Here is a 21,372-nt window from a genome sequence, read left to right on the forward strand (position 1 = left end):
TAAAAGGTAGCCAAATAAGAAATACGGTAACTAATTTACGTAATTAAACACTAGCTGCCAGGCCTGCAATACTTAAGGTATCGCCAACGCCTAAGGCATCACGGTCAACATCGGTGAATCCCTGCAATAAATCCGCTGCATTGATGATATAGGGTATACCTTGAGTGCCGGAGACTAACGTAGCCGCCGTACCGGTTAACTCAGGCGCATCGTTGACAGCGTTTAATACAAAGGATTGTCTGGTTGACAATATCGCGCCGCTGCCATCGGTTACTTGATAACTGATAACAACATTTCCCCAGTAATTGTGATCCGGGTGAAATTGCCAATTGCCACTATTAGTATCGAGAACAAAACCACCATGTGTTGACGACAAACCAGTAACGCTTAATGAACCGGCATCAGTGGAAAGTCCATTTAACAAATCCGCCGTTGCAATGGTATATGTTGTGTCTTCTACACCATTACTTAATTGCGCTGCTGTAGCAGTATTATGAAAAATCGTCATGGTTAATCGCCTATAAATTTAAGTTCTACTACGGGTTATTCTGATATTTAGAGCAATCATCACCGATGATTGGATAAGTATTTACCTTTATTGCAATTTTAGCAGATTTAAGCTGGGATCATTAAGGAATTGAACCAAAAATATCGGAGGGTGATATCTGTCTAACAGGGCTTTTATCCCGAATATAAATAAACGCCTGTGCATAAAATTTGACCGGCTTCGCTCTACAAGCGGCCTCTCTAAAGCATTCCCGCGCGAAGCTCCAAATCCACCGAAGACTGATAACAGAGCCGGTTTCTGCCGTCGGCTTTTGCTTGAAACAGATTCTTATCGGCGACTGCCAGCATCTGTTCGAAGCGATCAAAGCCAAGATCGTCATTCAAGCCTATGCTCATGCTAACCTTAAGCTCGGGATGTATGGCCGACCAGGAAAAACTTTCAATCATTTTACGTAGTCTTTCGCATTGTTCCACCGCCTGCATCAATGGCGTTTCAGGAAAAATAATGACGAACTCCTCGCCGCCATAACGGGCGACAATATCGCTTGCGCGTGTGTTGTTTTTCAATATGCCAGAGACTGCTTTTAGCACTTCATCGCCGGTGGCATGGGAAAACCGGTCATTTACCTGCTTGAAATGGTCAAGATCGCCAATCATAAAACTCAATGGGCGCTTATACCGTTTCATGTGCATAAAAAGCTTATTTGCCTGCTCATTAAAATAGCGACGATTATAAAGTTGGGTCAATTCGTCTCGGATGCTCAGCTCTTTTAACAACAATGCCTGCTCGCTAATGGTGCAGTTGGATTCCTCCAATTGCTCATAGGCATGGGCAAGATCAGCGCTCATACGATTAAATGCTTCAGCGAGCATGCCTGTTTCGTCCTTGCCATGCACGGTTACTTTTTGACGAAGCTTCCCTTGGCTCATAGCCCTGATAGCTATTGTCAGTTCATGAAGCGACTTGCTTAGCCGTTTACTGATCATAAAGCCGAGAAAAATCGCCAGTGCACTGGCAATAAGAAAAGCATATATCAGTGCTTCCCTGATTATCGCCAGATAATTCATATCGACCGCTGACAAATTGGGCTTGCCTTGCGGAATCGCCAATGCCAATACTTGGCCGCCTCGCATAATGGGACTCACTCCCAAACGGGCCGATTCCGGCACAAATTCTCCCTCTTCATATTTTCCGCCGCCCAGCAACACCTTGCCTTGCGGATCAAGCAATATGAACAGGAACGGCGGCGCCCACTCCGGTTCATCCGGCATCGGCGGGGTTAACCGCCGACCCGCAGGCCGTATCCCGTCTTCAGGCCTGGAAAAAAACGGTTCATCGGCATGTGGGCCTATTAACGCGCGCCTGCGTCTGACAAACTGGCCAAACCGTTCTATCTTCTTCGCCTCATCCCAGGAACCGTAAGAATCAATATAGGCTCCAACATCCGCTTGGAAATTTTCAAAAGCATGCTCCATTGCCATTTGATCGAATCTTGTCGATACACGCCACTGGGTGATAATTCCGACAACAGAGACAGCGCTCATGCTGGTGATAATAAGCGCTAATGAAAGTTTAATTCTGAGCGAACGCATCATTGATGCCATACGGTATGCAATTTGATTTTATCCATGATTATTTCCGGGCGCACAGAAGATTATACAGAGCAAATGACTTAACACACTCATGGCGCGAAGAAGCGATAATCGGACAAAAACGGGCTCAATTCAATTAAACATGCTTTTTATGCCCTGTATTAACATCTTTCAAGCTAACGGCAGGGTTCGAGAATTCGCCTCAACCAGTCCGCTTTATTGAACATCTTTATATGCAGCAGTAACAATCCGTCCAGGACGATGGTATCTCTATTTAAGACGAAATAATTCCTTTATTTGCTTGATGCTATGGGCTTCGCGGTGCTCTACATGCTGTGGGCGTGCCGTGCGCGCCAGAAACTTTAGACAAAGACTGGCGGCATGCCTCATTCATCTAATGCTAGTAACCTTGTGCTTCTGATTCATCAGCGCCAACTTGATAAACATCGTAGAAAAGGCGCGCATCGCACGCCCTATCATTTAACGCCTGCGAACGACTTGATAAGGCCGAGTGACATAGCCCAGCGGAACGCTCCAGACATGCACTAAACGGCTAAACGGAAAAACCAGGAATAAAGTCTGCCCTAAAAATAAATGCAATTTGAAGATAAAACCGATCTCGCTGATTTGATCCGCCGCGCCGCTACGAAAAGTCACGATGCGTTGCGCCCATTCCGCCAGCAATAGCATATTGGCGCCGTCATAATGATAAAGCGAAATGGGTAAGGTCATCAGGCCCAGCGCCAGCTGTACCCCGATCAGCAACAGGATGAAAATATCCATACGGCTACTGGTCGCGCGAATCCGGGCATCGGTCAGGCGACGGCGTATCAGGATGATGATGCCTCTTAAACACACGCCGCCGAAAACGCCCCCCGCAACCACAGCCAGGATTTGTTTTGCCGACGTAGATAAACCTAAGGCATGGTAAACCGCCGGCGGCGTCAACAGGCCGACGAAATGCCCGACGAAAAGCAGCAAGATACCGATATGAAATAAGTTACTGCCCAGCCTTAATTCTTTGGCGCGCAGGAATTGGCTGGAACCGGTGCGCCATGTGTATTGATCGCGGTCGTAACGCGCCAGGCTGCCGATGAAGAATACGCTGATCGCGATATAGGGGTAATAACCGAATAGCAGGGTATTGAGATAATCCACGATTGACTCCTTCTAAAGAGAACGATTTTGCGATTTCAAAAACTGATCGCGTGGCGTGATTGTGATTGGACTGACAGCGGCTGTTTGGCTTTTACACGCATCCCCAGCCCCCATAAAACTGACGGCTTCTTCTTCCCAGATTTCATCCATGTTGGCCAAGGTTTCATCCTCGCCTTCGGTCTCTGCTTGCTGACGGATTTCTTCCAGTGCTTCGGGTTCGCCTGCAAAACCTGCCAGGGCATCGAAAATTGCATGGAAATCGCTGCCGCGTTCGGTCAGTCTTGCGCCCAGTAAGCTTAACACCGGCATCGCATCGTGCAGTAACTGCACTGCTTCCGTTTGTTCTTGCTGTGAAAGAAACTCCAGAAATAATGGGATGTAGTCCGGCAGTTCATGGGTGGACATTTCAAAACCGTGCGCTTCGTACATTTGCAGCAGGTTAACCATGGCCTGTCCCCGATCGCGGGATTCGCCGTGGACATGCTCGAAGATATGCAGCGACAAAAACCGTCCCCGGTCGAATAGCGCTACATATTGCTCTTGGCTATCGAGCAAGTCTGCTCCGCGATAGGAATCGATCAGCGCCAGCACGGATTTTTTATGGTCTTCCAGCAGCAGATTTTCCTGTTCGACGACCGCGGCCATTTCGTCTAATGCTGCAAGCATCTCGGCTTCGGGGTAACTCAGCAGTAACGATAGAACTTTTAGTGTAAGCATAATAATTTAAGTCTAAACAGATTGATTTACTCACCACGAAGACACGAAGTCCACGAAGTTTTTACCTTGTCTTTCTTCGTGCCCTTCGTGTCTTCGTGGTGAATTGTCTTTAATTGACACTAATACCTTTATTTTGCCGATTCAACTTTAATAGGGATCTTGATCGGAATGCCGCCACTTCGTTGAGGCTTCTTGTTGCCACCGAACAGATTGGTTTCACTATTGCTCGTAGAACATCCGCTACCGAAACTGAATCCGCAGCCGCCTTGCTCGCCGTAAGCATCGAAGGTAGAACTGGCATATTCACGATGACTGGTTGGAATCACAAAACGGTCTTCGTAATTGGCAATCGCCATATAGCGATACATTTCTTCGACCTGCAACCGGCTCAAACCGACGCGCTCCAACACCTCGGTATTGACTACCCCATCGACGCTAAGGCTGCGCATATAAGCCCGCATCGCCAGCATTCGCTCCAAACCCAATACAACGGGTTCTTCTTTACCCGCTGTCAGTAAGTTAGCCAAATACTGCACAGGAATACGCAACGAACGCACGTCGGGAATGTCGCCATCCATGCCGATCTGGTCGCTTTCCGCTGCCGATTGAATCGGCGATAACGGCGGCACATACCAGACCATCGGCAGCGTGCGGAACTCAGGATGCAGCGGAAACGCGACTTTCCAGTCTATCGCCATTTTATAAACAGGCGATTGTTGCGCCGCTGTCAGCCAGGATTCGGGAATGCCTGCTGTCCGCGCTTCCGCTATCACTTCCTCATCGAATGGATCGAGAAAAACATCCAGCTGTTGCAGGTACAAGTCCTGCTCGTTCTCGCAGCTTGCCGCGGCTTCGATACGGTCGGCGTCATACAACAACACGCCCAGATAACGAATCCGCCCGACGCAGGTTTCAGAGCAAACAGTAGGCTCGCCCGCTTCAATGCGCGGATAGCAGAACGTACATTTTTCCGATTTCCCGGTTTCCCAGTTGTAATAGATTTTTTTATACGGGCAGGCCGAAACGCACATCCGCCAGCCGCGGCACTTGTCCTGGTCGATCAACACAATGCCGTCTTCTTCGCGCTTGTAAATCGAGCCGCTGGGACAGGCCGCAACGCAAGTAGGGTTCAGGCAGTGTTCGCACAAACGCGGTAGATACATCATGAAGGTGTTTTCAAATTCACCGTACATGTCTTTCTGGATGTTATCGAAGTTGGTATCGCGCGAACGCGATGAAAATTCCGTGCCCAGGATTTCCTCCCAGTTCGGGCCACCTTCGATTTTTTCCATGCGCTCGCCGGTAATCACCGAAAAGGGGCGCGCAGTGGGCGGGTTTTTCGATTCTTTGGCGGTATGTAAATGCTGGTAATCGAAATCGAACGGTTCGTAATAATCGTCTATTTCAGGTAAATCGGGGTTGCCGAAAATATTACGCAATATTTGACGCTTGTTGCCTTGACGCGGTTCTATCTTGCCGTTGATTTTTCGCACCCAGCCGCCGTTCCATTTGTCCTGGTTTTCCCACTGCTGAGGAAAACCTACGCCCGGCTTGGTTTCGACGTTATTAAACCACGCATACTCAACCCCTTTACGCGAGGTCCAGACGTTTTTGCAGGTAACCGAGCAGGTATGACAGCCGATACACTTATCCAGATTCAACACCATGCCTATTTGTGCGCGAATATTGCGCGGCCTTTTGGCTTGAGTTTCTACTGAACCCGCGTTCGTTCCTAATAAATTAGTCATTTATGCGCCCTCTTGTTGATTGGCATCTTGATGAGTCGGCTCTTCATCCAGCCAATCGACTTTGCTCATTTTGCGGATAATCACAAATTCATCCCGATTGGAACCGACCGTACCGTAATAATTAAAACCGTAACTTAGCTGGGCGTAACCGCCGATCATATGCGTCGGTTTAAGCGTCGCGCGGGTAACCGAGTTATGGATGCCGCCGCGCCCGCCGGTCATTTCTGAGCCAGGCATGTTCACTGTTTTTTCCTGGGCGTGATACATCATGCACATGCCTTCCGGAACGCGCTGACTGACCACCGCCCTGGCGACCAGCGCGCCGTTGACATTAAAGGCTTCAATCCAGTCGTTATCCTTGATACCGACTTTGGCCGCATCGATTTCGCCCATCCACACGATCGGTCCGCCGCGCGACAGGGTCAGCATCAACAGGTTATCGGTATAAGTGCTGTGTATGCCCCATTTCTGATGCGGTGTGATGAAATTCAACACGATTTCATCATTGCCGTTGGGCTTTTGGCCCAAAATCGGCGCAATGGAGCGGGTATCGACCGGCGGCTTATAGACGCACAAAGTCTCGCCGAACGCCCGCATCCAGCTGTGATCCTGGTAAAACTGCTGGCGGCCGGTCAGCGTACGCCAGGGAATCCGCTCATGGACATTGGTATAGCAGGCGTTATAACAGACTTGCTCGGATTCAACACCGCTCCAGGTCGGCGACGAGATAATCTTGCGCGGCTGCGCCTGTACGTCGCGGAAACGGATTTTGTCGTCTTCGCGCGGCAGAGCCAGATGGGTGTGATCGCGTCCGGTGATTTTACTCAGAGCCTCCCAGGCTTTAACCGCGACATGACCGTTGGTTTCAGGCGCCAGCATCAAGATAACTTCGGTTGCATCAATATCGGATTCGATGCGCGGCAAGCCTTTGCTGATGCCTTCATCGGTCACCAGCCGGTTCAGCTCGCCCAGTTGTTTGACTTCTGTATCGGTGTTCCAGGCGATGCCTTTACCGCCGTTACCGACTTTACTCATCAACGGTCCCAACGAAGTAAACATCTTGTAGGTGTTCGGGTAGTCACGCTCGACCACGACCAGCGTCGGCATGGTTTTGCCCGGAATCGGCTCGCATTCGCCTTTTTTCCAATCCTTAACGTCAAACGGCTGAGCCAGCTCTGCCGGTGTGTCGTGCAGGATAGGTACGGCGACTATGTCTTTTTCCAGACCTAAATGCCCTACGGTTAATTCCGAGAATTTCTTCGCGATGCCTTTGTAAATATCCCAATCGGAGCGCGATTCCCAAGCGGGATCGACGGCCTTGGACAACGGATGGATGAACGGGTGCATATCCGAGGTATTCAGGTCGTTTTTCTCGTACCAGGTTGCAGTCGGCAGGATAATGTCCGAATACAGGCAGGTCGTGGACATCCGAAAATCCAGCGTGACCAATAAATCGAGTTTGCCTTCCGCGGCGGTGTCATGCCATTCGACTTCCGATGGCTTGTCTGCGCTATCGCCCAGATCTTTGCCCTGCAAGCCGTGTTGCGTACCCAGCAAATATTTCAGGAAGTATTCATGACCTTTGCCGGACGATCCCAGCAAATTGGAGCGCCAGACGAACATGTTGCGCGGGAAATTTTGCGGATTATCCGGGTCTTCGCAGGACATCTTCAGCTTGCCGCTTTTCAGCGATTTGAGGACATAGTCAATCGGATCTTGTTTGGCTTTTTCCGCATCCCTGACCACTTGCAGCGGGTTGGTTTGCAGTTGCGGCGCGGACGGCAGCCAGCCCATGCGCTCTGAACGCACGTTGAAATCGATCAGGCTGCCTTGCCAGTCTTTGGGTTTTGCCAGCGGCGACAAAATTTCATGAACTTTGAGCTTTTCATAGCGCCATTGGCTGGTGTGATTATAGAAAAACGAGGTGCTGTTCATCTGCCGCGGCGGACGCTTCCAATCCAGGCCGAACGCCAGCGGCAACCAGCCGGTTTGCGGACGCAGTTTTTCCTGTCCGACATAATGCGCCCAGCCGCCGCCGGACTGGCCGACGCAACCGCACAGCATCAGCATGTTCATGATGCCGCGGTAATTCATGTCCATGTGGTACCAGTGATTGATGCCCGCGCCCAGAATGACCATCGAGCGGCCCTTCGTCTTTTCAGCGTTGGACGCAAATTCCCGCGCTACCGCGATTACATTTTTCCGGGTAACGCCGGTGATTTTTTCCTGCCATGCGGGCGTGTACGGTACATTTTCGTCATAAGAACCGGCGACGCTAGCTCCGCCCAAGCCACGATCTATACCGTAGTTGGCAACCAGTAAATCGAACACCGTGGTCGCCACTACTTCGCTGCCGTCGGCCAAGGTGATTTTTTTAACCGGCACGTTACGCTTTTGAATCGCGTCGTGCGCGGAATGGGTAAAATGCGGATGTTCGGAGCCGCCGAAATAAGGAAAACCGACGCTGGCGACATCATCCTTAATATCGATCAGACTCAAGCGTAATTTTACTTCCTGATTGTCTACGGTTTTTTGTTCGATATTCCAATGTCCGCTTTCGCCCCAACGAAAACCGATAGAGCCGCAAGGCGGGATTATCTGCCCGTTGATTTCATCATAGGCAACGGTTTTCCAGTCGGGGTTATTGTCTTGGCCGAGCTGACCTGAAAAGTCAGAGGCCCTGAGAAAACGGTCCTGCACATAATAACCGTCCTGTTCTTTCAGCATGACTAGGAATGGCAAGTCGGTATTTTCGCGCACATACTGGTTGAAATACGGGCTTTGTCGCTCGACATGAAATTCCTTCAGGATCACATGCCCTATCGCCATCGCCAACGCGGCATCGGTGCCTTGCTTCGGATGCAGCCACAGGTCGGCGAACTTGCTGGCCTCGGAATAATCGGGGCTGACCACCACGACTTTCGCGCCTTTATAGCGCGCTTCGGTCATAAAATGGGCATCGGGCGTGCGGGTTTGCGGTACGTTCGAGCCCCACAGCATCAAGAATCCGGCGTTATACCAATCAGCCGATTCCGGCACATCGGTTTGCTCGCCCCAGGTTTGCGGCGATGCGGGCGGCAAATCGCAATACCAGTCGTAAAAACTCATGCTGACGCCGCCGATCAGCGACAGATAACGACTGCCGGCCGCATAAGACACCATCGACATCGCCGGAATCGGTGAGAAGCCGATAATACGGTCGGGGCCGAAAGTTTTGGCGGTATAAATATTGGCCGCCGCGATGATTTCGTTGACCTCCTCCCAATTGGCGCGAACCAAACCACCCAAGCCCCTCACCGACTTGTATTCTGTGGTTTTAGCCGGATCTTCGACTATCGACGCCCAGGCGTCAACAGGGTCTAAAGTCAGTCTGGCATCGCGCCACAACCTGACCAGGCGGCCGCGTATCAGCGGATATTTAAGGCGGTTGGCGCTATACAGATACCAGGAATAGCTCGCACCTCGAGGACAACCGCGCGGTTCGTGATTAGGCAGATCGGGGCGGGTGCGAGGGTAATCGGTTTGCTGGGTTTCCCAGGTTACCAAACCGTTTTTGACATAGATCTTCCAGCTGCAAGACCCCGTACAATTGACGCCGTGCGTGGAGCGCACGATCTTGTCGTGCTGCCAGCGCGACCGGTAGCTGTTCTCCCAGCTTCGGTCTTCGTTGGTCACCACGCCGTGATCGCCGGAGAAGGTATCTACTTTTTTCTTGAAGAAGAGCAAGCGGTCCAGGAAATGACTCATAAGGTTTACCTATATTTTAGGGTTTTGATGATTGTTTGGGGTTCGTACCTCATCCCCAACACATCGACTTAAACAAATTGATGTGTCACCACGAAGACACGAAGTTCACAAAGAAAAAACAAAGTAAAAACTTCGTGCCCTTCGTGTCTTCGTGGTGATAGCTTTTATTTTAACGATCAACAAGGCATAGCCGCCGTTTTACGCGCATAAAACCACCAGGTTATGCCGATACACACCAGATAAAAAGTTATAAAACAATACAAAGCCGCATTAGGCGTACCGGTCATACTGATCGCCGTGCCGTAACTTTTCGGGATAAAGAACGCGCCGTAAGCCGCAATCGCAGAGCTGAAACCCAACACCGCCGCCGCTTCTTTACCGGCATCTTTTTGGGCTTCGGCAACAGCTTCATCGCCCAGCCCTTTTGCCGCACACAAGCGTTCGGTCATAAAGATGACCGGAATCATGCGGAACGTAGAGCCGTTGCCGATGCCGGTAGTGATAAACAACAGCATGAACATCGCCAGAAAGCCCCAGAAATCGCCCGCATTGCCCGCCGAAGGCATAAAATGCAACACCCCAAACACTGCACAAATCATGATCACGAAATTCCACAGCGTCACCCTGGCGCCGCCCAGCTTGTCAGCCAGCCAACCGCCGACCGGCCTGATTAACGCACCCACCAGCGGCCCCAAAAAGGCGTATTCGGTCGGGTTAATATCGGGAAAGAGGATTTTAATCAACATCGGAAAACCGGCCGCATAACCGATAAACGAACCGAAGGTGCCGGTATAAAGCCAGCACATCAACCAGTTATGCTTGCGCTTGAAAATAATCGCCTGCTCTTTGAAGGATGCCTTGGCGGAGGCAATATCATTCATGCCGAACCATGCCGCGATGCTGGTTGCGATGATAAACGGCACCCAGATAAAACCGGCATTTTGCAGCCAGATGGATTTGGTCACCGCACCCTTAACCCACTGTTGCGGTTCACCGCCCAGCGAACCGAACACCCCGGCAGCGATAACCAGCGGCACCACAAATTGCACAGTGCTGACGCCCAAATTGCCTAAACCGGCATTCAGGCCCAGAGCGGTGCCTTTTTGGGACTGCGGATAAAAAAAGCTGATATTCGCCATGCTGGACGCAAAATTACCGCCGCCGAAACCGCATAACAAGGCCAACACCACCATCAACACATAAGGCGTTTCAGGATTTTGCACCGCAAAACCTATCCATAACGACGGCAACAGCAACGAGGCGGTGCTGATCGTAGTCCAGCGGCGGCCGCCGAAAATAGGCACCATGAACGAATAGAAAATCCGCAAGGTAGCTCCCGACAAGCCCGGCAACGCAGCCAGCCAAAACAACTCGTTGGTGGTGTATTTGAAGCCGATGCTGGGCAGGTTAATCACCACGACGCTCCACACCATCCACACCGCAAAAGCCAGCAATAAAGCGGGGATACTGATCCACAGGTTACGGGCAGCAATGCGCTTGCCGGTCTTTTCCCAAAAATCCCGGTCTTCGGGATTCCAATCGGTCAGCACCAGCGGAGCCGGATGACTCAGTTCATGCAGATCGGTCGATATTTTAGCCAGCTCAGGTACGACACGGCGCTCCATCCTGACAATCGAGAAATGCATCCAGGTCAGCGCAATCGTCATCAACACAAACAGCAACATGAAGCAGCTGCTCCAAATGCCGGTCAAATCGTTCAACATGCCGAAAGTCAACGGTAGCAGGAATCCGCCCAGACCGCCTATCATGCCAACTGCGCCGCCGACAGCGCCAACATTATCGGGATAATAAACCGGAATATGTTTGTACACGGCCGCCTTGCCGAATGACATAAACAGACCCAACACCGACACCAGAAAGATAAAACCAACAGGTTGAAGCGCCAGACTGAACGCAATATCGCCCTTGATGCCGTGAACGATGTAATCTGTAGGCGGATAGGACAGGAAAAACGTACAAATCGAAGCGACGATAAACGTCCAGTACATCAATAGCCGTGCGCCATAACGGTCGGACAACCAGCCGCCCAATGCACGGAACAGGCTGGCGAAAATGGAATAAGCCGCAGCCAGCATGCCCGCAGACTTGATATCTAAACCGTAGGCGCCGACCAGATAGCGCGGCAGCCACAACGCCAACGCGACAAAAGCGCCGAATACGCAAAAGTAATACAGCGAAAAACGCCAAACCCGCATATCCTTCAGCGGTTCCAATTGCTTTAGAAATGAATCCGGCTTGGCGCCTGATTCACGGCGCTGTTTAAGCATCGGTTCATCGTCGGTCACAAACCAGAAAATTGTCGCCATCAACAATAATCCCGCCGCCCAGATTTGCGCGACCGCATGCCATCCGAATGCGACCATTACAAAAGGTGCGATGAATTTTGTCACCGCCGCCCCGACGTTGCCGAGTCCGAAAATACCTAACGCCGTGCCTTGCTTCTCTTTGGGATACCAACGCGAAACATAGGCGATGCCCACTGCAAATGATCCGCCGGCAACGCCGATACCCAGTGCAGTCACTAAAAACATCGTATACGTTTCAACAAAGGTCAGCAGCAAGGTGGCAATCGCCGCGGTCACCATGACCAATGCATAAACGATACGCCCGCCGTACTGGTCGCTCCATATACCCAGAATCAATCGAATCAGTGAACCTGAAAGTATCGGCGTACCGACCAGCAAGCCGAATTCGGTCTCGCTTAAATGCAAGTCTTTCTGAATCTGCAAACCGATGATGGAAAAGAGTGTCCATACTGCAAAACAGGTGGTGAAGGCAACAGTACTTAACCAGAGTGCCCGGGATCGCTGGGCGGGTGTGATGTTATCAACAATAGACATAATGACCTTTGCTAGTGCACTAAATAATTTGAGTTTTTACAGCACTCCCCTGAAAAGCTGCATCTCGTCCCAATAAAATGAGGGCTTGAGGTATAATTTCAGAAAAATTAATGATTACAATATATCCTCCGCCAAAGATATATTAAAAATACAGCTTATAATATAGTTCTTTTCCCAACATCAAGCAACATGCAACTGACCAGTTATACGGATTACGCTCTCAGAGTATTACTTTACTTGGCAATGTCACCGAACCGGCAGGCGAATATTACCGAAATTGCTGATTTTTTTGACATTTCCCGCAATCACCTGGTGAAGATTGTGCATCAACTGGGTAGCAAAGGATTTGTTAAAACGACGCGCGGTAAAGGCGGCGGCTTATCCTTGCAGCATCCTCCGGAAATGATCCGTATTGGTGAGGTGGTGCGTAGTATGGAAAGTCATTTTAACTGGGTAGAGTGTTTCGATCCCGGACAGCAGCACTGCCGGTTACTGCCCGGTTGCGGCTTAAAGCACTTATTGGCACGCGCGGGCGATGCCTATTTACAAGTCCTGGATAATGCGACGCTGGCAGATGCACTGCCGGACACTGTACGTGTTGAACTATCGCAAAACGAACCGCCGACCGTACTAACCCCGGGTACCGGCACTGGAAATAAAATGTAAGTTTCAACGCCAAGTAAGCGGGTAATCGTTGCGATCAAAAATCCATAAACGGCATTTAATCGCATGTTATCGTCGCTTATCTATTCAAATGACCGGTATGCATATGAAAATAAAACAATAATACTGAAAACCAAAAAAACCGGAAAGCGATTTGTTCTGCGCATCCCTAGAGAGAATAGCTTCGAGACTTTTATCTTTTCATGTAGAATATTTGGAGCCTAACCTCAACAAAAATAATACTTGTGGACAGTTCAATAAAAAAACTTTTGATCGTCGATGATAGCAAAGTATCACGCATGTTAATCCGCACACACATTCTTGCCCAACGTCCTCAATGGATAATCTCTGAAGCAGTCTGCGGAAAAGACGCTATTGAACTTGCTGATAGTGAGCATCCGGATTACTGCACCATGGATATTAACATGCCGGGAATTGCAGGAACCGATGCAGCTGAACAGATACTTTCTAAATATCCTTCAATAAAGATCGTTATTTTCTCGGCAAACATTCAAGAAACCCATCAAAACCGTGCCCGCTCACTAGGAACCATATTAGTGGCAAAACCGGTCACAGAAAAATCAATTGCTCTGACGCTAGATTATTTTTCAAATTCCAAATGAGCGGACTCAGCGAACTTCACCTTGATGCCTTGGCTGAGATATTTAGCATCGGTGCAGGTCGCGCAGCATTAAGCTTGAGCGAAATTGTCGGAGACGAAGTCCATATTTCCGTCCCCTATGTGCAAGTCCTTAACTCAGAAGATATAAATTCGGCAACATTGTCATTAAACAGCGGACGCTTTGGTGCGGTAAGTCAGCATTTTAGCGGCCCGTTTAATGCCGAGGCCGTGCTTTTGTTTACCGAAGAACAAGCATTGAAAATCGTCAGCGATATGATGGGCTCGCAAATGAGCCTTGAAGAGCTTGCAGAGTTTGAGCACGAAGCCATGTGTGAATTGGGCAACATCATTTTGAACGCTTGCCTATCCGCAATGGCCGACATACTCCACTTCACGCTGGAAAGCTCTTTACCCCATTACAGAGTGGCGTCAGCCAATGAAATATTACATCGATTCAAAGATAACTCCGATCAACCCTATGTTATGTTATTACACATTGATCTCGTCATCGAAAAGCGCCATACAACAGGCAATCTCGTGTTTCTATTAAGCTCAGCATCTTTGACCAATCTTGTTATCCATGTCGATCAATTTCTTGGCAGCATTGCATGAATACGATCACTACGAAACGTTTTAATATGGAAGATATCTCCAACGCAATTAATATCGGGTTAATTGTCGTTGATGCCGATAGCAAAGTATTACTCTGGAACAACTGGATTGCCAAACATAGCGACATTCAAGAAGCCGATGCCCTTAATCGGCTTCTTGAAAATGCATTTTCAGAGCCCGTGTCGGCGGCATTCATGACCGCGCTCAAAAATACTTTGGCCTACCGACTACCCGTGGTTTTGTCTACCGCTCTGCATCGCACGCCACTGCCGCTGTATAACGCATCCGAAGCAAATCAACCGCAAACCAGGATGTATCAATCAATCACCATCACGCCCATCCAGTCACAACAGGATGAGTCCTGCTGCCTCATTCAGGTAACGGATTCCAGCACCTCGATCAAGCGTGAAAAAATGCTGCGCTCACATTCGGAAATCCTGAAAAAAGAAGCAACAACGGATGGCTTGACTGATATCAACAATCGCAGATTTTTCGATGCGCATTACGAAATAGCCGTAGCCGAAGCAAAAAGGCAAAAACATCCTTTATCCATTTATATGATCGATATTGATTTTTTTAAATCCTATAACGATTATTACGGACACATAGCCGGCGATAATGCAATAAAGCTGGTAGCCGGTGCATTACAATCGCAATTATCGCGCGCCACCGACATTGTTGCGCGTTACGGCGGAGAAGAATTCGTCCTGGTCATGCCGCACTTACCCCAAGCCACTGCCGAACAGTTTGCTGAAAAATTAAGACGCGCGGTTTTTAATCTGGCAATACCGCATATAAATGCCAGCCCCTTCCATCGGTTAACAATTAGCATCGGTCTGTGCACCGGCATTCCGGAAAATGATGACAACCTGTTAAACAAAGCTGACGCAGCGCTCTATCAAGCCAAGCAAAAAGGCCGCAACCAATATATTTCCCTGCCGCTTTGCGAAACCCACGAATATCTGGAACAATAGAGCAAACCCACCCTATAAAGCTTAATCATCACAGCCCAGACGAAGCATGATGGTTGAGTCATTAACAACCCTGTTAAACTCACGTTAAATTTTATTCAGTCTCATCGTATGAAATTCAAACCATCCGCTATTACACTGGCTTTGAGCCTCGCTCTCTTCCCTGCCCCGCAACAGGCTGTTGAGATTAACAAAATTGAATTACCCGACATGGGCGACTCTTCCGGCACCCTGATTACGCCTGCCGAAGAAAAAGAGTTCGGCGAAGCATTTTTCCGTAGCCTGCACTCGCAAATTTCCATCAATCAGGATGCCGAAATTCAGCAATACATTCAAACCATTGGTGAAAAACTGGTGGCTAATAGCGATGCGCCGGGCAACCCGTTCCATTTTTTTGTGGTGATGGAAAATGATATTAACGCTTTTGCGGGACCTGGCGGCTATATCGGCGTAAATTCCGGGTTAATTTTAATCACAGAAGCCGAAAGCGAATTAGCATCGGTGATGGCGCACGAAATTGGCCACGTTACCCAGCGCCATTTATACCGAGCGTATGAGGCTTCCAGCCGTTTATCGATCCCTACTGCCGCCGCGACTTTGGCCGCCATTTTATTAGGCACCCAATCCCCCGCTCTTGGCCAAGCCGCCATCGTGGCGATCCAGGCCGGCAATGTTCAGTTCCAAATCGATTTTACTCGCGAAAACGAGGCTGAGGCTGATCGGGTAGGCATGCAAACATTGGCTGCTTCCCAGTTTGATCCGCGCAGCATGCCCACTTTTTTCGAGCGCTTACAACAATCCAGCCGCTATTCCGGGCAGAATATTCCTGAATTTTTAAGAACTCACCCGGTTACTGCCTCGCGTATTTCCGACACACGGGGACGTGCTGAAATCTATCCTTACAAACAATACCCCGACTCGCTCGGTTATCAATTAGCCAAGGCAAAAATTCGGGTTCTAACCACTACTGACAGCGCCGAGGCGCTTAAATATTTTCAACTTCGATCAACTCAAGGCACGACTGAACAACGTGCCGTTATCCGCTACGGACTTGGATTGTGCGCACTTAACTCACAAAAATTCAATGAAGCGGAAACAATTTTCCAACAACTGAGTAAAGAATACCCAAACCAGGCGCAGTACGTAACCGCACTTGCCCGCACTGCACTGGAATCTAAAAATTACACGACAGCGCTCGCCCGGTATAAAAAACTGACCGAGCAATTTCCGGATAACGAAGCCATCAAGCTGGAATATATTTCTTCTCTAATAAAAACAGGTAACGCCGATCTGGCACGGAAAAATTTATCTACGTTAAAGCCTAAAACCCAGCGGCAACCGATTTACTTGGAATTGTTGGCGCAAGTTTATAGCGATTTAAATCAACCCGCCGAATCTCATCGTTATCTTGCGGAATATTACTATGCAACGGGACAAACCAGAGATGCAATCTTGCAAATAAAACTGGCTCAAAAATCAAAAGGCCTTAATTTCCAACTATCCTCTATCCTTAATGAACGGCTCAACTTCTTTACCAATCAGGAAGAAGAAGCCAGACGCAATCGATAAAAACCTGAACGTTACCTGAACAGAAGGCAATGACTGCCTGTCGTTTTATTTATTAGAGCCATCTAAAACCCTGTAATAGACTGTATTTACTATACATTTCTACCGTGATTATATTTTTTCCGATAAACCCCATTTTTAAATAGACAAGGAGGATTCATTTGAATAGAATTCGCACCAGCTTAAGGGAGTGAGCGCGGTTTAATTACCGACTAAGAGGGGGAATTTAGTCTTTATAGACTAGCTGATAATAATAATAAAATAAGTGACACTGCTTGGGTCAAGTTGCAAACGACAACTAAATAACAATAATAACAGCACTCAACACGCCCGCTTTATGCGGGCTTTTTATTGCCTGAAAGAAAAGATATTTACTCTTCTGTATCGCCTCGACAATAGCGGTTCGATTTGCTATCCCACCGCTCCCATGCTGTCGAAAAAATACCTACTTTTAACACTCTGCTACATGTTAATCATGGCGTTATGAATATAGATTATCCAGAAGCGATGCAGCAAGACGTATCTTTAGCAGCGTAACCCGGTAATGGGTCAGGTCGCGCTACGCCAACTCACCTATACCTCATTAAAGTACAGGCGCCCCGTAGAGATAGGTTGACGTAGCGGAGAAGGAGCAGCTACAACATAGCCGGCATTTAAAAAGAGTAGCGAAGCCCCAGCCAGAATATACGCGGAGCACCCGGCGAATAGAAAGTGGCTTGTTGTACTGACGCAGTATTAGCAGGGAATGGACGAGCTTGAAAGTTGCCGTTGCCGTCGAATCCGGTTGGCCCCAATTGCGCTCCAGTATAATAATGCTGATCCAGAATATTATTGACTTGTCCAAACACTTGCAGGCCGCGTACATAACTGGGCGTATAGCGCAAACCGTAGTTCACTACAACATATCCGGGAACCTTGCCTGAACCCAAGTAGTATCGACCATCGGGTTGGTGTGCATTATTTTCGTTGCCCCGGGCATAAGAGTCTGAAAATCCCATGATATTGACATTAGTGCCCCAATCCTTGGTGAATTGATAATCCACGTAAGTCTTGAACATATGTGCTGGCGTCAAAGGAATCTTATTACCTGGATTGATCGCAATCGTACCCTCCAACCCGCTACCTGCGCTGTTAGTACTGTTGCCGGTGCCATTGACGATTTCATGAGACTGGAAGGTCGCGTCCAAATAGGTATAGTTCGCCCCTACGCTCCATTGTTCCACTTTACGATCCAGGCTGACTTCCATACCTTGGCGTTGGGTTTTACCGAAGTTCTTGAAATAGCCGAAGCCGGCCTGGTTGTCAGCCACAAATAAAATGTCATCTTGGTTTTCAATATGAAAATAACCGACATGCCAATCAATTTGCCCCGGCGCTTGACCACGGAACCCGGTTTCCCAAGTCTGCGTGACGACTTGCTTGAGCGGTGGATCGCCGGCCATCGAATTGGGCAGTTTGCAAGGCTGATCGGGGTTGGCGCAACCGAGTTCAATGGTGGTCGGTGCACGACTGCCCTCGTTATAGCCGGCATAAAAGCCAAGCGCTTTTATCGGGTTATAAGTCAAGCCCACGGCCGGGTTGAAACGGTCGAAAGCGTGATTGCCATTAAGAGAATCGCTGCCGCCGTTCGGATGAATCTGATCCTGATTACTTACCGAAGTGTAGTTATAACGGCCTGAGGCGGTGATATGCAAATGTTCGCCGATGGACAGCGTGTCCTCGGTGAAAAAACTCCAGGTCAGGGTATCCCCTTTCAACGAAACCCGGTTGTCGAACGGCTCACCATCGACGTTTCCGCCGGTCATACCGTCAGCGTAAGCCGCAATACCGGTAATGCTGCGATCAGGGTTCAGATAGCCAAGCTGGGTGGACTGGTTAAATCTGGCTATGCTTTGGTCGTAAGCGCCACCAAAAAGGAAACGGTTGGTATTGCCGAATAACTTACTGTTAAGCACGGCCTGTCCCGAAGTGCCCCAGTTTTCTTGCGAAGTACTGGTGCGATTGATCAGACCGTTACATTTTTCACCCGGCTCATCTTGTTGCAAGGCTTGGGCGACGCAACGCAAATAAGGAAAAGATGTGTTAGCGCTGTTCATCGCAGCGGTAGGGAACGCTATTCCCGCAGAGGTTAACGCTGCCCTGTCAGCCGCAGACAACGCATAAACGGACTGGTCCAACGCCCCTTCATTAATATCGCCGTTATAGGTTTGAGTCCTGATATTCCTATAATAGGAATTTCCGGATAGGACGATATTATCATTCAGCTCATGCGTGCCTTCCAGGTTCAGGAACAGCGAGCGATTGTCGGTGATGTCGGGCTTGGTATAAATACTGGTGTAATCTTTCGCTAAAAAGCGTTGTTCTTGCAAGCCGTTGCCGTACATTTCATTGTCGGCATAGGCGGTAGTGAATTTGACATCTGTTTTCTCACCTTCCCAGCCTACTTTGCCGAAAATCTGACGAACATTCGTCTGCGAGTTTTGCCGCCAGCCGTCTTCATTAAAATAATTGCCCGACGCGAACCAGTTCAAACCTTGCTTGTTAGAACCACCGTGTTCAAACTCAAAATTGTAACGGCCAAAATCGCCCCCAAGACCTTGAACGGAAGTACCCGCATTGCGCTTGCCATCCTTGGTCTGTAAGGACAACGCGCCACCCAGCGTGTTCCTGCCAAACAACGGATTGGAACCCGGCATCATCGCGAGCGAAGAAATAGCGTTCTTAGGGATCAAATCCCAACTGACCACATCGCCGAATGGCTGATTCAGCCGCACCCCGTCCATATAAACGGAAAGCCCCTGCGGGGTGCCCAGCAGTGGAGAGGCGGTATAACCGCGATAGTTAACATCAGGTTGAAAGCCGTTGCCTTGCGTGTCATTAATATAGACACTGCCCAAGGATCTGTTCATGAAATCGGTAAGATTGATGGCATTGGTCTTGGCTATATCCTTGTCCGTCGCTGTTTGCACCGGCGCGGGGATTTGATCTTTGGTGAGACCCAAGCCCGGCAGAGGCGAGGTATCCACCACTTCCATATCGGGAAGCTCCATCGTATTAGGCTCTTGTGCCCCCCAAGCCTGTGTCATGACAAGCGCCAAGGGAACAACGGAAAATGGCTTGATATTAAATAATTTCATAAGTTTGCTATTAGTTGTTTTTAATTTAGTAAGCTTCCAACTCATGCTTGAATAGCGACAAAGTCCAAAATGTCATCGGTCCCGGATGATTCTTTAGACTTTTCCGAACAGCTTGAAAGAAAAGGTTTAAATATTGACCAGTGTAAAAATATCGTACCGCCGAGAACGTCTATGACGACTGTTACCTTTGAACGATAGCTTAGCTGCTCCAAGTATCGTGTATGCACGTTTTTTCATTCTTCCCTCCAGATTGATTATGCCGCCATGATAGCCAAACAGCTACTTCGGCACTAGGCAGCAGCCGACAAAAGGAAATATTCCTATGCCCCTGAAAAATGTCGGAACTCTCCGATGAAAGCAGAATACGCCTCGGGTAATACACGACAAACAAAACCAAGTTATGGGTATTTGGTTATAATGTCTGGTGCATATTCCAAAACAAGCCGATGCAGGTAAACCTTATGACCGTAACAACAATGACTGTAACAAAATTGCAACGCTATTTTGAAGATCAAGTAGACGCCATAAAAGCCAGCGAGAATTATCAAAAACTACTGGCTATGCCGCCGCTAAAACGTTGGGCGACAGTGGCGGGATTATTCCTGTTGTCACAGTTAGTGGTGTTCGGCAGTTTATATTTAATTTTCGGTAAGACGGTTGTTATCGGTTTTTTTGCCAGCATCCTGGCCGGACTGGCTACGGGTCTTGGCGCTTTACCCGCGCTGTTTTTTAAAAACATATCCAAAAACCTATTCAACAGCATGCTCGGCGCCGCCGCCGGCGTGATGTTGGCGGCAACCGCATTTTCCCTGCTGGTTCCCGGCATGGCGTACGGTAATCTGGTCTGGCCCGGCAAAGGCATTTACATCGTTTCACTGGGCATGATCATCGGCGCCCTGTTCCTGCATTACGCCGATCGCCAGCTGCCGCACGTGCATTTTGATTCAATGTCCGATACCCAGCTGAATTCTTTAAAAAAAGTCTGGCTGTTCATCATTGCAATCACTATTCATAACTTTCCTGAAGGCATGTCTGTCGGCGTCAGTTTCGGCTCAGGGGAAATGAAAAACGGCGTGGTTCTGGCTATTGCGATAGCCCTGCAAAATATCCCGGAAGGCTTGGCCGTTGCCCTGCCCTTGGTAGGGCTGGGCTATAACAAGTGGCGAGCCGTAGGCATTGCCACACTAACCGGCTTAGTCGAGCCTGTAGGCGGCTTGCTCGGCATTACCATGGTCTCCCTGTTCCAGCCTATCCTGCCGATAGCCATGGGCTTTGCCGCCGGCGCCATGCTCTTTGTGATCAGCGAAGAAATTATTCCCGAGACCCATTCCGACGGTCGTTCCCGCTATGCCACATTTGCATTAATGATCGGCTTCATCATCATGATGACCTTGGACAATATGCTGGGTTAATACCCTATCTATCACTGCCGTTGCAGGGTAAGCTGTAGGCACCTTGCAACGGAGTATG

Annotated in this window: 14 protein-coding genes; 6 read left to right on the forward strand and 8 right to left on the reverse strand. The window is 49.1% G+C overall.

All coding sequences use genetic code 11. The annotated features are described in order from the left end of the window. Positions 1-43: 43 nt before the first annotated feature. The 7 genes from V7051_RS16810 to V7051_RS16840 form a co-directional block, all read right to left on the reverse strand. Complete coding sequence (locus V7051_RS16810; protein ID WP_333876906.1) at positions 44-508, reverse strand: cadherin-like domain-containing protein; 465 nt, start codon at positions 506-508, stop codon at positions 44-46. A 239-nt stretch (positions 509-747) separates the two neighbouring features. Next, positions 748-2,103, reverse strand: coding sequence for a diguanylate cyclase (locus V7051_RS16815; protein WP_334181161.1), 1,356 nt, complete (start codon positions 2,101-2,103; stop codon positions 748-750). 477 nt (positions 2,104-2,580) lie between these two features. Further along, positions 2,581-3,258 (reverse strand): respiratory nitrate reductase subunit gamma, encoded by a 678-nt coding sequence (narI, locus tag V7051_RS16820; protein WP_333876902.1) that lies wholly within the window; start codon positions 3,256-3,258, stop codon positions 2,581-2,583. A 12-nt stretch (positions 3,259-3,270) separates the two neighbouring features. Continuing rightward, positions 3,271-3,975, reverse strand: coding sequence for a nitrate reductase molybdenum cofactor assembly chaperone (gene narJ / locus V7051_RS16825; protein WP_333876901.1), 705 nt, complete (start codon positions 3,973-3,975; stop codon positions 3,271-3,273). A 128-nt stretch (positions 3,976-4,103) separates the two neighbouring features. Continuing rightward, positions 4,104-5,723, reverse strand: a complete 1,620-nt coding sequence (gene narH / locus V7051_RS16830) for a nitrate reductase subunit beta (RefSeq protein ID WP_333876899.1) — start codon at positions 5,721-5,723, stop codon at positions 4,104-4,106. Next, entirely contained in the window at positions 5,724-9,470 is a 3,747-nt protein-coding gene (locus tag V7051_RS16835; protein WP_333876897.1) for a nitrate reductase subunit alpha, read from the reverse strand. A 176-nt stretch (positions 9,471-9,646) separates the two neighbouring features. Then, positions 9,647-12,331 (reverse strand): nitrate/nitrite transporter, encoded by a 2,685-nt coding sequence (locus tag V7051_RS16840; protein WP_333876895.1) that lies wholly within the window; start codon positions 12,329-12,331, stop codon positions 9,647-9,649. 189 nt (positions 12,332-12,520) lie between these two features. Between V7051_RS16840 and V7051_RS16845 the strand changes: the two genes are divergently transcribed. From V7051_RS16845 to V7051_RS16865, 5 genes are all read left to right on the forward strand, one after another. Beyond that, the gene (locus tag V7051_RS16845) at positions 12,521-12,997 is read left to right on the forward strand and encodes an Rrf2 family transcriptional regulator (RefSeq protein WP_333876893.1); all 477 of its coding nucleotides are present in this window, start codon (positions 12,521-12,523) and stop codon (positions 12,995-12,997) included. Between the two features lie 242 nt (positions 12,998-13,239). Further along, positions 13,240-13,617: a response regulator transcription factor gene (locus V7051_RS16850; protein ID WP_333876891.1), complete on the forward strand. Its 378-nt coding sequence runs from the start codon at positions 13,240-13,242 to the stop codon at positions 13,615-13,617. Further along, positions 13,614-14,228 (forward strand): chemotaxis protein CheX, encoded by a 615-nt coding sequence (locus tag V7051_RS16855; protein ID WP_333876889.1) that lies wholly within the window; start codon positions 13,614-13,616, stop codon positions 14,226-14,228. Before V7051_RS16850 ends, V7051_RS16855 begins: the two co-directional genes overlap by 4 nt. After that, positions 14,225-15,202 carry a GGDEF domain-containing protein gene (locus V7051_RS16860; RefSeq protein WP_333876888.1) on the forward strand — a complete coding sequence of 326 codons (978 nt, stop codon included), beginning with the start codon at positions 14,225-14,227 and terminating at the stop codon, positions 15,200-15,202. Before V7051_RS16855 ends, V7051_RS16860 begins: the two co-directional genes overlap by 4 nt. 108 nt (positions 15,203-15,310) lie before the next feature. Further along, positions 15,311-16,768 carry a beta-barrel assembly-enhancing protease gene (locus tag V7051_RS16865; protein WP_333876886.1) on the forward strand — a complete coding sequence of 486 codons (1,458 nt, stop codon included), beginning with the start codon at positions 15,311-15,313 and terminating at the stop codon, positions 16,766-16,768. 650 nt (positions 16,769-17,418) lie between these two features. Here the strand turns inward: V7051_RS16865 and V7051_RS16870 are convergent. Next, entirely contained in the window at positions 17,419-19,902 is a 2,484-nt protein-coding gene (locus V7051_RS16870; protein ID WP_333876885.1) for a TonB-dependent receptor, read from the reverse strand. 461 nt (positions 19,903-20,363) lie between these two features. Here V7051_RS16870 and V7051_RS16875 point away from each other — a divergent pair, with 461 nt between their 5' ends. Beyond that, positions 20,364-21,314, forward strand: coding sequence for a ZIP family metal transporter (locus V7051_RS16875; RefSeq protein ID WP_333876883.1), 951 nt, complete (start codon positions 20,364-20,366; stop codon positions 21,312-21,314). Positions 21,315-21,372 lie beyond the last annotated feature (58 nt).

It is taken from the genome of Methylobacter sp. (assembly GCF_036845245.1).
In the GTDB taxonomy this organism is placed as follows: domain Bacteria; phylum Pseudomonadota; class Gammaproteobacteria; order Methylococcales; family Methylomonadaceae; genus Methylobacter_A.

What these genes read in the sequence shown, in the direction of transcription:
- narJ (WP_333876901.1), bottom strand. Translation starts at nt 3,975, where the DNA reads ATGCTTACACTAAAAGTTCTATCGTTACTGCTGAGTTACCCCGAAGCC.
- V7051_RS16875 (WP_333876883.1), top strand. Translation starts at nt 20,364, where the DNA reads ATGACCGTAACAACAATGACTGTAACAAAATTGCAACGCTATTTTGAA.
- V7051_RS16870 (WP_333876885.1), bottom strand. Translation starts at nt 19,902, where the DNA reads ATGAAATTATTTAATATCAAGCCATTTTCCGTTGTTCCCTTGGCGCTT.
- V7051_RS16845 (WP_333876893.1), top strand. Translation starts at nt 12,521, where the DNA reads ATGCAACTGACCAGTTATACGGATTACGCTCTCAGAGTATTACTTTAC.
- V7051_RS16815 (WP_334181161.1), bottom strand. Translation starts at nt 2,103, where the DNA reads ATGATGCGTTCGCTCAGAATTAAACTTTCATTAGCGCTTATTATCACC.
- V7051_RS16855 (WP_333876889.1), top strand. Translation starts at nt 13,614, where the DNA reads ATGAGCGGACTCAGCGAACTTCACCTTGATGCCTTGGCTGAGATATTT.
- V7051_RS16860 (WP_333876888.1), top strand. Translation starts at nt 14,225, where the DNA reads ATGAATACGATCACTACGAAACGTTTTAATATGGAAGATATCTCCAAC.
- V7051_RS16840 (WP_333876895.1), bottom strand. Translation starts at nt 12,331, where the DNA reads ATGTCTATTGTTGATAACATCACACCCGCCCAGCGATCCCGGGCACTC.
- V7051_RS16835 (WP_333876897.1), bottom strand. Translation starts at nt 9,470, where the DNA reads ATGAGTCATTTCCTGGACCGCTTGCTCTTCTTCAAGAAAAAAGTAGAT.
- narH (WP_333876899.1), bottom strand. Translation starts at nt 5,723, where the DNA reads ATGACTAATTTATTAGGAACGAACGCGGGTTCAGTAGAAACTCAAGCC.
- V7051_RS16865 (WP_333876886.1), top strand. Translation starts at nt 15,311, where the DNA reads ATGAAATTCAAACCATCCGCTATTACACTGGCTTTGAGCCTCGCTCTC.
- V7051_RS16810 (WP_333876906.1), bottom strand. Translation starts at nt 508, where the DNA reads ATGACGATTTTTCATAATACTGCTACAGCAGCGCAATTAAGTAATGGT.